This window comes from Shimia litoralis (assembly GCF_005518135.1).
In the GTDB taxonomy this organism is placed as follows: domain Bacteria; phylum Pseudomonadota; class Alphaproteobacteria; order Rhodobacterales; family Rhodobacteraceae; genus Shimia_E; species Shimia_E litoralis.
Genome location: NZ_SULI01000029.1, coordinates 1 through 13,957, shown reverse-complemented (window position 1 = coordinate 13,957; position 13,957 = coordinate 1). Strand labels below are relative to the sequence as shown.

Annotated in this window: 14 protein-coding genes and 1 pseudogene; 7 read left to right on the top strand and 8 right to left on the bottom strand. The window is 55.3% G+C overall.

Annotation, left to right across the window (positions count from 1 at the left end; genetic code table 11):
- Positions 1 to 25 precede the first annotated feature (25 nt).
- From FAP39_RS15615 to FAP39_RS15585, 7 genes are read left to right on the top strand one after another with little or no spacing between them, the layout of a single operon-like run.
- Complete coding sequence (locus FAP39_RS15615) at positions 26 to 2,227, top strand: NosR/NirI family protein (protein WP_138017321.1); 2,202 nt, start codon at positions 26 to 28, stop codon at positions 2,225 to 2,227.
- Between the two features lie 11 nt (positions 2,228 to 2,238).
- Positions 2,239 to 4,149: a TAT-dependent nitrous-oxide reductase gene (nosZ, locus tag FAP39_RS15610; protein ID WP_138017320.1), complete on the top strand. Its 1,911-nt coding sequence runs from the start codon at positions 2,239 to 2,241 to the stop codon at positions 4,147 to 4,149.
- Positions 4,150 to 4,153: 4 nt separating this feature from the next.
- Positions 4,154 to 5,410: a nitrous oxide reductase family maturation protein NosD gene (locus tag FAP39_RS15605; RefSeq protein ID WP_138017319.1), complete on the top strand. Its 1,257-nt coding sequence runs from the start codon at positions 4,154 to 4,156 to the stop codon at positions 5,408 to 5,410.
- Positions 5,400 to 6,299 (top strand): ABC transporter ATP-binding protein, encoded by a 900-nt coding sequence (locus FAP39_RS15600; RefSeq protein ID WP_138017318.1) that lies wholly within the window; start codon positions 5,400 to 5,402, stop codon positions 6,297 to 6,299. Before FAP39_RS15605 ends, FAP39_RS15600 begins: the two co-directional genes overlap by 11 nt.
- A complete protein-coding gene (locus FAP39_RS15595; RefSeq protein WP_138017317.1) occupies positions 6,296 to 7,120 on the top strand; it encodes an ABC transporter permease in 825 nt (274 codons plus the stop codon). The genes FAP39_RS15600 and FAP39_RS15595 overlap by 4 nt, the downstream gene beginning before the upstream one ends.
- The gene (locus FAP39_RS15590) at positions 7,117 to 7,635 is read left to right on the top strand and encodes a nitrous oxide reductase accessory protein NosL (protein ID WP_138017316.1); all 519 of its coding nucleotides are present in this window, start codon (positions 7,117 to 7,119) and stop codon (positions 7,633 to 7,635) included. The genes FAP39_RS15595 and FAP39_RS15590 overlap by 4 nt, the downstream gene beginning before the upstream one ends.
- Positions 7,632 to 8,564: an FAD:protein FMN transferase gene (locus FAP39_RS15585; RefSeq protein WP_138017315.1), complete on the top strand. Its 933-nt coding sequence runs from the start codon at positions 7,632 to 7,634 to the stop codon at positions 8,562 to 8,564. Before FAP39_RS15590 ends, FAP39_RS15585 begins: the two co-directional genes overlap by 4 nt.
- Positions 8,565 to 8,735: 171 nt before the next feature.
- Here FAP39_RS15585 and ureG read toward each other — a convergent pair.
- The 8 genes and pseudogenes from ureG to FAP39_RS15550 all read right to left on the bottom strand — a co-directional run.
- Positions 8,736 to 9,306: pseudogene (ureG, locus tag FAP39_RS15580) on the bottom strand (urease accessory protein UreG).
- 5 nt (positions 9,307 to 9,311) lie between these two features.
- Positions 9,312 to 9,974 (bottom strand): urease accessory protein UreF, encoded by a 663-nt coding sequence (locus FAP39_RS15575; protein WP_425471442.1) that lies wholly within the window; start codon positions 9,972 to 9,974, stop codon positions 9,312 to 9,314.
- Positions 9,940 to 10,392 carry an urease accessory protein UreE gene (gene ureE / locus FAP39_RS15570; RefSeq protein WP_138017314.1) on the bottom strand — a complete coding sequence of 151 codons (453 nt, stop codon included), beginning with the start codon at positions 10,390 to 10,392 and terminating at the stop codon, positions 9,940 to 9,942. Before ureE ends, FAP39_RS15575 begins: the two co-directional genes overlap by 35 nt.
- 9 nt (positions 10,393 to 10,401) lie before the next feature.
- Positions 10,402 to 12,111: an urease subunit alpha gene (gene ureC / locus FAP39_RS15565; protein WP_138017313.1), complete on the bottom strand. Its 1,710-nt coding sequence runs from the start codon at positions 12,109 to 12,111 to the stop codon at positions 10,402 to 10,404.
- Between the two features lie 65 nt (positions 12,112 to 12,176).
- On the bottom strand, positions 12,177 to 12,482 hold the full coding sequence (locus FAP39_RS15560; protein ID WP_138017312.1) for an urease subunit beta: 306 nt from the start codon (positions 12,480 to 12,482) through the stop codon (positions 12,177 to 12,179).
- Entirely contained in the window at positions 12,479 to 12,646 is a 168-nt protein-coding gene (locus tag FAP39_RS17595; RefSeq protein WP_171006886.1) for a hypothetical protein, read from the bottom strand. The genes FAP39_RS15560 and FAP39_RS17595 overlap by 4 nt, the downstream gene beginning before the upstream one ends.
- An 11-nt stretch (positions 12,647 to 12,657) precedes the next feature.
- Positions 12,658 to 12,960, bottom strand: coding sequence for an urease subunit gamma (locus tag FAP39_RS15555; RefSeq protein ID WP_138017311.1), 303 nt, complete (start codon positions 12,958 to 12,960; stop codon positions 12,658 to 12,660).
- A gap of 1 nt (position 12,961) precedes the next feature.
- Positions 12,962 to 13,957 (bottom strand): urease accessory protein UreD (locus tag FAP39_RS15550; protein ID WP_342777199.1); only part of this gene is annotated, 996 nt, incomplete at its 5' end.

Sequence of the window (13,957 nt, the reverse complement as noted above, 5' to 3'; positions counted from 1 at the left end):
TCCTAAATCATGGGGAGGCGCCAAAATGTTAAATCGCGCTCGACCTGGCTTGCTGACAGCCCTTTGTTTCCTAATCATCTCGATCTTCGGCTTTGCCGCTGGACCTGTGGAAGCACAAAAGCAGCCCCTCCTGAATTCCTTTCTTTCTGATATTCCACCCGCAGAGCTTATGCCCGGCGCCCAATCATATGGGCCAATGAACCCGGATGTGCCTGTGGTCCCGATCATGGGATCAAGCGGTATCGTTGGATACGCGTTCCTGACCTCAGATTTTGTTGGAACAACCGGGTATTCTGGTAAGCCAATTCATGTTGTGGCGGCGATCGACAATGACGCAGTGTTGGCTGGCGTCAAGTTGGTCAAGCATTCTGAACCTATTGTTCTGATTGGCATCCCAAACTCCAAGATGATTGCCCTGACCGAGAGTTATAAGGGGCTTGATCTCAAGGTCGAAGCCGCAACAGGTGGTGAAGGGCATGATCTTGATATTATTTCGGGTGCCACGGTCACGATCATGATTATCGATGACTCTCTGGTGCGTGCTGGGATTAAAGTATCCCGTGCGATGGGCCTTGGTGGCCTGGCACCAAACGTCGCGAGCGGTCCTCGGCGCGAACTGGATATGACAAACAATACAATCAGCGATTGGTCCGAAATGTCGGGCGATGGATCTGTGCGACGCCTGACACTTGATATTGGCCAAATTAACGCGGCATTCGAAGAAACCGGAGACCCTCGTGCGATCAAGCGGCCAGAGCCCGGAGCCCCTGATGACACGTTTATTGATATGCATATGGCGTTGGTGTCTGTGCCGTCGATTGGTCAAAGTCTGCTTGGTGACGCGGAATACAAAAACCTGACAAGTTGGCTGCAAGACGGCGAACAAGCGCTATTGGTTTTGGGGCGCGGTGCGTATTCCTTCAAAGGGTCGGGATATGTGCGTGGTGGCATTTTTGACCGTATTCAGCTTATCCAAGGTGATAACTCGGTCCGTTTCTTTGACAAGCAACAGCGCCGCTTGGGCGACTTGGCCACCGATGATTCCCCGACCTTCACCGAGCTGGACATCTTTAAGATACCGGCCGATGCTGAGTTTGATCCGGCAGAGCCGTTCCGCTTACAGCTTTTGGCGCAGCGCGCAGTCGGCGCCGTAGAGAAAACCTTTTTGACCTTTGATTTGGGGTACAAGCTTCCTCCGCAGTACCTCTTGCCCATCTCAGCACCTGCTGTTGTTGATACGTCCGGCGACGAAGCGGCGGCCAAATCCGCTCTTTGGAAACGCATCTGGAAAGACCGGACCGTGGAAATCGGCGGGTTGGCGGCGATGCTCTTGGTGTTGACGGGTGTGTTTTTCTTCCAATTCCAAGCGACAGCCAATCCGCGTGTATTCTATTGGTTCCGCGTGGGGTATTTGACTGTCTCATTGGTATTCTTGGGCTGGTATGCAAACGCTCAGCTTTCTGTTGTGAACTTGATGGCGTTGGCTGGCTCTTTACACAGTGGGTTTACTTGGGATGCTTTCCTGCTCGATCCGCTGGTGTTTATCCAATGGTTTGCGATTGCGGCTGCCCTGTTGTTCTGGGGTCGTGGCGCGTATTGCGGCTGGCTGTGTCCGTTTGGTGCATTGCAAGAGCTCACAAACAAGATCGCCCGAGCGTTGCGCATTCCCCAGTGGGAAGTGCCATGGGGGCTTCATGAACGTCTATGGCCACTGAAATACATGATTTTTCTTGGGTTGTTTGGCTTGTCGATGGTGTCGATCCCGCTGGCCGAAACCTATGCGGAAGTCGAACCGTTCAAAACTGCGATCATTCTTAAGTTCGTGCGCGAATGGCCGTTTGTGGTCTTTGCACTGCTGTTGCTTTTGGCTGGCCTGTTCGTCGAGCGGTTCTATTGCCGGTATATGTGCCCGCTGGGTGCTGCATTGGCGATCCCCGCGCGCATTCGGATGTTTGATTGGCTGCGTCGCTACAAGGAATGCGGAAGCCCATGTCAAACCTGCGCAAATGAATGCCCAGTTCAGGCCATTCACCCGACAGGTGAGATCAATCCAAACGAATGCGTGAACTGCCTGCATTGTCAGGTTCTCTATCAATCCGACTCGAAATGCCCGGTCGTGATCCGCCAAGTCAAGCGGCGCGCGAAAACCGGGGCGGCTCCGATCAAAGTCGATCTGGGTCCACCTCCGGCAGGGCATCCCTCTGCCTCTCACAAGACAGCTTCATAAAGGAGAAACACATGTCTGACTCACTGTATAAAATGGCGATGACTCGTCGCGGAATGCTCGGGGCAACTGCTTCTGGCGCCGTGCTGGCCACCACGGGTGTTGGTGCCTCGATGATGAGCGCAACTGCCGCAAAGGCTGCAGAAGGCACAAGCCACCTAGAGCCAGGTGAACTTGATGACTATTATGGATTTTGGTCTTCGGGCCAAACCGGCGAATTGCGCATTTTGGGTGTTCCCTCGATGCGGGAATTTATGCGCATTCCAGTGTTCAACCGCTGCTCTGCCACAGGTTGGGGTCAAACCAACGAGTCACTAAAGATTCTGACCGAAGGCCTGTTGCCCGAAACCAAAGCATTCTTGGCTGCGAACGGCAAACAAACCTATGACAACGGCGATTTGCACCACCCGCATATGTCGTTCACTGACGGTGTTTATGACGGTCGCTTCCTGTTTATGAACGACAAAGCCAACACGCGCGTGGCACGTGTGCGTTGTGACGTGATGAAATGCGACAAGATCATTGAGATTCCTAACGCACATGACATCCACGGTATGCGTCCGCAAAAATATCCCCGCACCGGATATGTGTTTGCCAACGGTGAACACGAAGCGCCACTGGTGAATGACGGTACAATTCTTGACGAGCCGTCAGAATACGTGAACATCTTTACCGCCATCGACGGCGACGAGATGACAGTGGCTTGGCAGGTTATTGTATCGGGCAACCTCGATAACACCGATTGTGATTATCAAGGAAAATATGCGTTTTCGACGTCCTACAACTCGGAAATGGGCATGAACCTGACCGAGATGACCGAGAAAGAAACCGACCACGTTGTCATTTTCAACATCAAGGCCATCGAAGCAGCCATTGCCGCCGGTGACTATCAAGAGTTGAATGGTGCAAAGGTTGTGGACGGGCGCAAAGGTACCACCAACAACGTGACACGGTATGTGCCCATTCCAAACAGCCCGCATGGTGTGAATGCTGCGCCAGACAAAAAGCACATCATGATCAACGGCAAGCTGTCTCCTACTGTATCAGTGATCGACGTTGAAAAAGTTGATGCGTTGTTTGCAGATGGTGCGGACGAGCGGTCTTGCATTGTTGCTGAGCCTGAGCTGGGCCTTGGCCCGCTTCACACAGCATTTGACAATCGCGGCAATGCCTACACCACGTTGTTCTTGGACAGCCAAGTTGTGAAATGGGATATTGCGAAGGCGATCGAAGCATATGCTGGATCTGATGTGGATCCGATCGTCGACAAAATCGATGTGCACTATCAACCCGGGCACAACTCGACATCTATGGGTGAGACCGCAGATGCAGACGGCAAGTGGCTGATTTCGATGAACAAGTTTTCAAAAGACCGCTTCCTGAATGTGGGTCCGCTGAAACCTGAAAACGAACAGCTGATCGACATCTCTGGTGATAAGATGAAAGTGGTGCACGATAGCCCAACTTTCGCAGAGCCACATGACAGCATCATCGTGCGCCGGGATATTGTGAACCCAGTAAATCTTTGGGATCGCAACGACCCAACTTGGGAAGATGCGCGGCAACAGGCTGCGGCTGATGGGGTTGACCTTGAAGAAGGTGCCGAAGAACCCATCCGTGATGGTAACAAAGTACGTGTCTATATGACGTCGCAGGCGCCGACCTTCTCGTTGGAGAAATTCAGCGTCAAGCAAGGTGACGAAGTGACAGTCTATGTCACCAACCTTGATGATGTGGATGACGTAACTCACGGCTTCTGCATGGCGAACTTTGGCGTCGCAATGGAAGTTGCCCCACAAGCAACCGCATCGGTCACATTTGTTGCTGAACGTCCAGGTGTGCATTGGTTCTATTGCCAGTGGTTCTGTCACGCTCTTCACATGGAGATGCGCGGCCGGATGTTTGTTGAACCACGCGAGGCTTAAGAACATGCGCTGGCTCTTGTCTTTACTGATCGTATTTGCATCGCCCGTTTGGGCGACCGAATGGGACGTGCCTTTGCGCGCAGGGGCCATCGCAGACATATTGGATCGGGCCGCTGCCGGAGATACCCTTCTCCTGCGGCCCGGGACCTACAAAGAAACGGTTGTACTGGATCAGCCTGTCATTTTGGATGGCCGCGGTCATGCTACGATTGATGGTCAGGGCAGCGGATCGGTTATTACCGTGACGGGGGATGATGTTGTTGTCACAGGCATCACGGTTATCGGATCGGGGTCCTCTCACGAAACGATTGACGCAGGGATCAAGCTTACCAAAACGGCCAAATCCCCAAAGATTCAGGGCAACACGCTTAAGGGTAACCTTGTTGGCATTGATATTCACGGTGCGAAAGAGGCGTTGGTTGCAGGCAATACCATTGAAGGCCGCCAAGATCGCCATATGAACGCGCGTGGCAACGGCGTGTATGTGTGGAACGCGCCCGGCGCAATTGTTGAACGAAATTCTGTCCGGTGGGGCCGTGATGGAATATTTGTGAACAGTTCCAAGAAGAATATCTTTCGGGACAACCTGTTTCGGGATCTGAGATTTGCCGTGCATTATATGTATGCTGACAAATCCGAGGTCACAGGCAATGTGTCGATTGGCAACCACCTTGGGTATGCTGTGATGTTTTCTACACGCGTAAAGGTTCTGGACAACGTGTCCATTTCCGATCGGGATCATGGCGTGATGATGAATTATACAAACAAGAGCATCATCTCTGGAAATGTTGTCAAAAATGCCAAAGGCAAATGCACATTTTTGTACAACTCGAACAAAAACGAATTCTCGGGAAACTGGTTTGAAGGCTGCGGTATCGGCATTCATTTTACCGCTGGTTCTGACGGGAATAATATTGTTGGCAACAGTTTTGTCGGCAACCGGACTCAGGTCAAATATGTCTCAACCAAATGGGTTGAATGGTCAGTGGCGGGTAAGGGCAACTATTGGAGCGATTTCGCCGCCTATGATGTCGATGGTGATGGCATTGCAGATACAACATACCGACCTAACGATAGCATGGACCACGTGCTTTGGACGCAGCCTGCGGCCAAGCTGCTTTTGGGTTCGCCCGCGGTTCAGCTCGTACGTTGGTCTCAGTCAACATTTCCGGCGCTTTTGCCCGGTGGCGTGATGGATTCACATCCTCTCATGCAACCGGTTCGACCCGCCGCTAGCGAAAAGGTGCCTTATGATGGATAGCGCCCTCTGTATCAGAAACGTTTCAAAGTTTCGTGGCAAAGCCAAAGTCCTAAGCGACGTCAATCTCACGGTTAAAGCTGGAGAAAGGGTCGCGCTTTTGGGTCATAACGGTGCCGGAAAATCGACACTAATCAAGCTTATTTTGGGTCTAACTGGCATAAGCTCTGGCAAAATCCTAATCGACGGGGCCAAGCCGGGAAGTGCCTCTGCACGTCAATCCACAGCGTTCTTGCCAGAGGCGGTAAGTTTCCATCCAGCCCTTACCGGCCGAGAGCAGCTCAAGCTCTTTGCTCGGCTATCGGGTGGTGCAAAGGGAGATGTACCAGCGCTTCTTGATCGCGTAGGCCTTAGCGATGCTTTGGACCGTCGTATTGGGACGTATTCCAAGGGAATGCGCCAGAGGTTGGGGTTGGCTCAGGTCCTTTTGGGCAACCCCAAAGTGGCGCTTTTGGATGAACCAACAAGTGGGTTGGATCCGATATCAAGGCAGGATCTCTATGCCATCATTGATGAACTGGCCGCCCAAGGCACCGCGGTGCTTATTGCCAGTCATGCTCTGACCGAGGTCGAGGCGCGTACGGACCGCATTGCGATCTTACGCAAGGGAGAGAAAGTTGCAGATGATACACTTGCGGCTCTTTCTGCATCGGCGGGTTTGCCGACCAAGCTAAGAATACGCGCAAACGCGGATCATGCGGATGAAATTGCGCGTACCACCGGCGGCACGCGCATCAATGGGGCATCGGTCGAGCTCTTGTGTGCACCTGATCAGAAGATGCATGAACTTCGGCGCATTGCAGCTATGGGGGATACGGTCTCAGACGTTGAGATGACCCCGCCCAGACTAGAAGACCTCTATCGTTATTTTGCCAAGGGAGATGTCTCATGACCTTTCGAAGCTTCGCCATTGCTCAGGCAGAGATGCACATTTTGCGGCGCAACCGCTGGCTATTCATGGCAACACTGATCATGGTTTTGTTTGCGCTTGCGTTGACCTTTGCAGGGAGCGCGCCGACAGGAACACTTGGCGTCGATATGCTGACAATTTCGGTGGCCTCAATGACGACACTGTCGGTGTATCTGGCACCCTTGCTGGCGTTGATGATGTCGTTTGACAGTATCTCCGGTGAAAACGATCGCGGCAGTCTTGCCTTGTTACTGTCATACCCAGCAGGTCGTGGCGAAATTCTGTTTGGCAAGTTTATGGCGCATCTCGCGGCCCTGAGTTTTGCAATGGTGGTTGGTTTTGGAACTGCGGGTGCCTTGGCGGCGTATTATGGCGGGGCCGGGAGCGAAAGCTTGATTGCCTTGGGTCGACTGATTGCCACCTCGGTTTTGCTTGGTGCAGTTTTCTTGGTGTTGGGATATATGGTGTCGTCCCTTGCCGGTAGCGCGACAGCTGCGGCAGGCGCGTCAGCGGCGTTATGGTTGGTATTTGTGGTTCTCTATGATCTCGGGCTTTTGGGCGCCGTGGTTATTGATAAGGGTGGCGCATTTACACAGAATATTTTTCCTTGGGTCATGGTGGCCAACCCTGCGGACGCATTTCGTGTCTGGAATATTGCGGCGTCAGACACCGTGGCACTCACCAGCGGCATGACGGGGGCCGCAAGTGCCCTTCCGGTTTGGGCTGCACCCGCGTCACTGTTGTTATGGCCTGTGCTCGGCTTTGTGATGGCCCGCGCAGCATTCCAGAGGGTCGAGCCATGAGATATCTGGTCCTTTGTGCGATGTTCGCTCTTGTCGCTTGTAAAGAGGATGCCGCAGAAGCACCCCCACCCCCCACTGACTTGACAGAGCTGGCCCTAAGCTATTTTTGTCAGATGAACATTGCCGAGCACGGTGGACCCAAAGGGCAAATCCATCTGGCCGGCTATGCACAGCCCATATTCTTTGCGCAGGTCCGTGATTTGGTTGCGTACCTCAAAAGCCCAGAGCGGGAAGCCGAAATTCTCGCGATTTACGTAAGTGACATGGGGATAGCGCCGTCTTGGGAAGAGCCGGGGATCGACAACTGGGTGGCTGCTGATGTTGCATATTATGTTGTGGGCGCGGGCGTTGCTGGCGGTATGGGAGCACCGGAAATCGTTCCCTTTGCGACCTCGGCGGGCGCAGACAATTTCATCCATCTGTATGGTGGGTCGATTTTTACTTTGAATGATATTCCGGATTCCGCGGCCATCGGCCCGGTTGATTTGGAAAACAAGTTGGAGACACCGACATGACCTTAATGTTCAATCGCCGTCGATTTTTGGCAATCTCCGCAGCGATGACGGTTGCATCTCCGGCCATTGCAACTCCGGTTGCACGCTGGCAGGGAACTGCACTGGGTGCGGGCGCATCTCTTCAGATCGTGGGAATGACGCAATCTGCGGCCGACCCTGTGTTCGCAGCGATCCGCAACGAGCTTGATCGTTTGGAGGGTATTTTAAGTCTCTATATAGACGATTCTGAGCTCTCTGTACTTAATCGGGATGGGCGCCTCGCGGCACCGTCGCCAGATATTCTATCCGTTCTGAGTTTGGCCAATAGCTTGCACTTGGCCACGCAAGGGGCGTTTGATCCGACGGTCCAACCGCTCTGGAGCGCGCATGCTCAGGCGACTCAAGCAGGGCGGACACTGTCAGGCCAAGAACTTGCGCAGCTTCGCCAGAGGATCGGCTGGCAGCACGTTGAATTTGATGCACAGACCGTGCGTTTCTCACGGCCAGACATGGCGATCACTTTGAATGGGATTGCCCAAGGCTATATTACAGATCAAATCGCGGCGACCTTGAGGGAGCAGGGGTTGACGGACGTCATGGTTGATATGGGCGAAATATCTGCCTTGGGCGGGCGCAGTGATGGTGGGCCATGGCGTGCCGGAATTGCAGATGTTCAAGGGCACATAGTGCAAAAGGTTTCCCTGCGTGACCGTGCTTTGGCAACGTCTTCACCACTTGGGACAGTGTTGAACGCGTCTTCTGAAATTGGTCACATTCTTGACCCTCGCAATGACGACGCACCAAAACAATCCTTGGTCTCGGTAAGCGCAAGGGATGCGGCATTGGCCGATGGGCTGTCTACGGCGCTGTGTTTGATGGATCGGGGGCAGTTTCCGGCTGTCCTCGAAAAATTCCCGTCCGCGAAACTAGAGTGGGTGGTATTGTCGTGAGCTTCCCGAGCGGCCAATGAACATACCCGTATCGCGCTGCAGATCGAAACCGAACAACGCCTAATTTCATCGCGTTTGCGCGGCGTAACACTGCTGCTGCAACAGAACCGCCCTGTTCGTATATGACACGTTGGGCCCGTCACTGGGCCCGCGGTCGGTCGCTTGTTTCTGTCATGGGTTTGGCTCTGTACCGAGGCCCCCAATGGCTTCGAGTAACTGTATGACCTCTGCCACGCCCTCGCGGTGGCGTAGCGACGTGAACACAAACGGGCGCGCACCCCGCATTTTCTTGGCGTCTCCGGCCATCACATCCAGGGATGCACCAACATAAGGGGCCAGGTCGGTTTTGTTGATGATCAAGACATCTGATTTGGTGATCGCAGGCCCGCCTTTGCGCGGGATTTCTTCGCCTGCGGCGACATCAATGACATACAGGGTCACATCCGCCAGTTCTGGGCTGAATGTGGCGGACAGGTTGTCTCCGCCGCTCTCGATCAGGACGATGTCAAGATCCGGGTGCCGCTCTGTCATTTCGGCAACCGCCGGTTTCAACCCCGATAATGCGGTTCTGCGGTAGAACCTGCATCCGCATCAGGGCTTCTGCGTCTTCTCGGGTGTAGATATCGTTGGTGATTACACCAATTGAATGACGTTCTCGCAAGACTGCACTGAGAGCGGCCGTTAGGGTGGTTTTACCGGCACCGACCGGCCCGCCGATGCCGACGCGAAGAGGACCATTCATGCGTGTCATGTGCGAAATATCCTTGAATACTGGGTTTCATGTTTCATTGCCGCAATATCGGCGAGAAAGGCGGTGCTGGCGAGGTCATCAAGCGAGGCATTGCTGCTGTCTTGGGCAATGCGGGTGCACAAGGGACTCAGATCGCGGATGATGCGTTGCCCGTCGGTCTGGCCAAGCGGCACAAGGCGCATGGCCGCTGCGACGAGGTTTGCCAAAAACGCCTGCAGATAAACCTGTGTGGTCAGGTCAAGCGGCAAACCCTGCAATCGCGCGGCCCGTCCAGCGGCGACCGGATAGGTCAATCCCTGCACATCGGTTGCCCAGACTTTGGCGGTGATGCCACAGAAGGCTGCGCCCTGCAGGTGGGTTTCCTTGAGCCGGTCGGCGGACGCGCAAAAGGCGCGGGCCGTCGCGTCGACTTCGGGTAACTCACAGCTGTCCGCGTGATACGCTGCGGCCAGAAATAGGCTATCGTTCCACCCCGCACCATGACACATCACCTCGGTGATCCATGCATTGATGTGTTTGGCGGTTGTCACATGACCTGCGTCGATGGCCCATTCCAATCCATGCGAATAGGCAAACGCTCCGACAGGATAGGCCGGTGAAAACCATTGGGTCAGGATCAGGATTTCAGTGGCTGTGGCCATGCGTCCGCCCGTGGCCATAGGCCCCGCCTTCTGGCGTGAAAGGTTCCACCACCTCGTGCACCGTCGCACCAATCTGGACGAGCATGTCGTGAATCACGTGGTCGCGCTGAATGAGCAATCGGTCCGGCTCGATCTGGCAAGGTGTATGGCGGTTTCCGATGTGCCACGCAAGGCGAGGCAGGTTGTCACCGGTGACGTGCAACAGGTTCTCTGGCGCGGCGATAATCTCGACCTGACGCCCGTCTTCAAGCACCAGAACGCCCCCATGATCCAAAGAGGTTGTTTTGGCCAGATCGACCAGCAACGACAGCCCGTCGTCGGTTGTCAGCGTCTTACGGCGCAGGAACCGGCCATCATAGTCGAGCGCAATTTTACCCGAAACCGGACCGTGCGGATGCGAGCGATATACGTTGGCGATAATAGGTGTCTGGGTCATGCGAGCCTCTTAGAACAGGAAATAACGTTGTGCCATCGGCAGAACCTCGGCCGGCTGGCACGTCAGAAGTTCACCATCGGCCCGCACCTCGTAGGTTTCCGGATCGACGTGGATATCTGGCGTGGCGTTGTTGAGCCGCAAATCGGATTTGCCGATGTTTCGGGTGTTTCTGACGGCCAGCGTGTCTTTTGCCAGCCCCAGTTTTTGACCAATCCCGGCGTCATGTGCCGCCGCACTGACAAAGGTCACAGCCGAGTGTTCGACCGCGCGCCCATAGGCGCCGAACATCGGGCGCGAATACACCGGCTGGGGTGTAGGGATCGAGGCATTGGGATCGCCCATTTGGGCCATGGCGATGGTGCCCCCCAGCAAAACCATTTCGGGTTTGACACCAAAAAAGGCAGGATCCCACAGCACCAGATCGGCGCGTTTACCTTCTGTGATTGACCCAATCTCGTGGCTGATTCCGTGGGCAATGGCGGGATTTATGGTGTATTTGGCGATATATCGACGGACGCGGAAATTGTCGTTGTCGCGGGTGTCTTCGGGCAGGCTGCCGCGCTGTTTTTTCATCTTGTCCGCAGTTTGCCATGTGCGGATCAAGACCTCGCCCACGCGGCCCATGGCCTGACTGTCAGAGGCGATAATCGAAAACGCGCCCATATCGTGCAAGATGTCTTCGGCTGCGATGGTCTCGCGCCGAATACGGCTTTCGGCAAAGGCGACGTCTTCGGGGATTGATTTGTCCAGGTGATGGCAGACCATCAGCATGTCTAGATGCTCTTCCAACGTGTTTACGGTAAAGGGGCGGGTGGGGTTTGTGGATGACGGCAGAACGTGCTCTTCGCCGCAGATGCGGATAATGTCGGGCGCATGGCCACCGCCAGCACCTTCCGTATGAAAGGCATGGATGGTCCGACCTTTCATGGCGGCAACGGTGTTTTCGACAAAACCGGATTCGTTCAACGTATCGGTGTGGATCATCACCTGAACGTCAAGATCATCAGCCACCGACAGGCAACAGTCGATTGCGGCGGGCGTTGTGCCCCAGTCTTCGTGCAATTTGAGGGCGCATGCGCCTCCCAGCACCTGTTCTTCCAAAGCAGCAGGAAGCGACGCATTACCCTTGCCTGCAAAGGCTAGATTCATGGGAAAAGCATCTGCGGCCTGCAGCATGCGGCCAATGTGCCATGGTCCGGGCGTGCAGGTGGTGGCCAGCGTGCCATGCGCCGGACCGGTGCCACCGCCTAACATTGTGGTCAGGCCGGAATGCAATGCGTCTTCGATCTGCTGTGGACAGATGAAATGAATGTGGCTGTCAAACCCGCCAGCTGTCAAAATGCGCCCTTCACCGGCAATGACCTCGGTGCCGGGGCCTGCGGTGATGTCGACATTTGGCTGGGTGTCTGGATTTCCCGCCTTGCCGATTTTGTGGATGCGTCCGTTTTTCAGCCCAACGTCGGCTTTGTAAATGCCGCTATGATCCACAATCAGCGCGTTGGTGATGACCGTGTCCACCGCCCCTTGGGCACGGGTGGTCTGGGCCTGACCCATACCATCACGGATGACCTTGCCGCCGCCGAATTTGACCTCTTCGCCATAGGTGGTGAGATCGCGTTCGACCTCGATGATCAGGTCAGTGTCAGCCAGCCGAAGCCGGTCTCCGGTTGTGGGGCCAAACATGGCGGCATAGTCAGCGCGGGCGATCCTTGCGGGCATTAGAGAGGCCTTTCAAAAGGTCAAAAACGGAGGGCGGAATTGCGTTGGTCTCAGGGTGGACCGGGTCACAGGTCTCCCATGACGTTCTGGTTGAAGCCGAAGATGCGTCGGGCACCGGAAATCGGCACCAGAGGCACTTCGCGGCGCTGGCCCGGCTCGAACCGGACTGCGGTGCCCGCAGAGATGTCGAGCCGCTGGCCACGTGCGACCTTGCGATCGAATTCAAGCGCTGGGTTAGCTTCGGCAAAATGGTAATGGCTGCCCACTTGGATCGGGCGGTCGCCAGTGTTCGCAACCATCAACACGGTAACCTCGCGGCCCGCGTTCAGGGTCAGATCACCCTCGGCGGCTATTAATTCTCCGGGGATCATTTCAGGCGCGCCCAGATCAGCGAAGCGACCGCGGCCGTCAGCAGCCCCCCAAACAGCAGAGGCAGCCAAGTGGCGTCGTTGGCATGGGGATGGATGTGCATGCCCGAATGGGCCAGGGCGGGGGTTGCGGCAAAGGTAAGTAAGGGTGCGATCAGGGTTTTCATAGAGCAGTCCTTTAGCGGATTGGATGATGAACGGTGACAAGCTTGGTCCCGTCGGGGAATGTGGCTTCGACTTGCACGTCGTGGATCATCTGGGGGATGCCCTCCATACATTGGTCTGCCGTGATGATATGCGCCCCGGCCTCCATCAGGTCGGCGACAGAGCGCCCGTCGCGGGCGCCTTCGACAACCGCATCCGTGATGAGGGCAATGGCCTCAGGGTGGTTCAGTTTGACACCTCGGGCCAGCCGCTTGCGGGCGACCTCGGCTGCCATGGCAACCAGAAGCTTGTCTTTTTCTCTTGGGGTCAGGTTCATGTCACATCATCCAACATCGAGGAAGCGCCGCGCCGTTCAACAGTTGCAGTACAGGCAGCAGGGTTTGTCTTAGGGTAAAGCTGTCATCGCTCAGCAGGCGTATCACCAAGATGTCGTCGGCGATCAGGCTGGCTCCCCCGGTCGTGGGCAGGATTTGCTGAAGAGCAGACATGTGGGTTTCGGCATTGGCAGCCACCAACACGATCAGCGCCATCGCACCCGCCCCATTTGCCACAAAGGGCTTTGCAAGATGTGCCTGTGCATCACCAGTCAAGGCCATGGCATCAAGCAACAGCGGCTGGCCTGCACGGCGAATGTCAATCCGGTCGTTGAATTGAATATCGGTCAGTTTTTCGCCCATGGCAGAGCGGCCAAACACCAGCGGTTCAACCATCAGCAAAGAGGCATCTGGCTGCATTTCGACGGTCATCTGGCGGGAAATTGCGCTGCCGTTAAACAGGATCGTTTCCTGTGGCAACCAGTTGACTCGCCCCCGTGATCCGATTTGCAAACGGTTTCGAACCGTTCCCGTCTCTGCGGGTTGTGCTTTATAGGCGCGCTCGCACGCTTGGGTGGTCAGGGTCAGCACAGTATTTGCGGCCGCGTGGCCCGAAAAGTCGAACCGGTCCCCTCCTGTGATCCCACCGGCGGTATTCAGAAGAACCGCATCCAGAGATGGCCCGTAGGTATTAGGAAACAGGCACTTGAAAGACCCGGACTGGTGGCACCGATCCAACATTGTGCGATCGCCAACGCGTTTGGTAGAGAGTCTCAGATGACCCTCTGCGCGTGGCGGCCGCGTTTTGACACCACAGGATATGTCTGGCTGGTAGGTGATTGGAGACTCCTCGGGTAAATCGCAATTGCCCATGGTTTCGCCTTCGCCAGAGCAAAGCGCCATTGTTGAAGGCAATTTGTGAGCCTGCATCAGGTTGAAGTGGTCCGGCAAATTCGGACAGCGTGCTAAGATGTATCCAACCCGATTGAATGGATACAA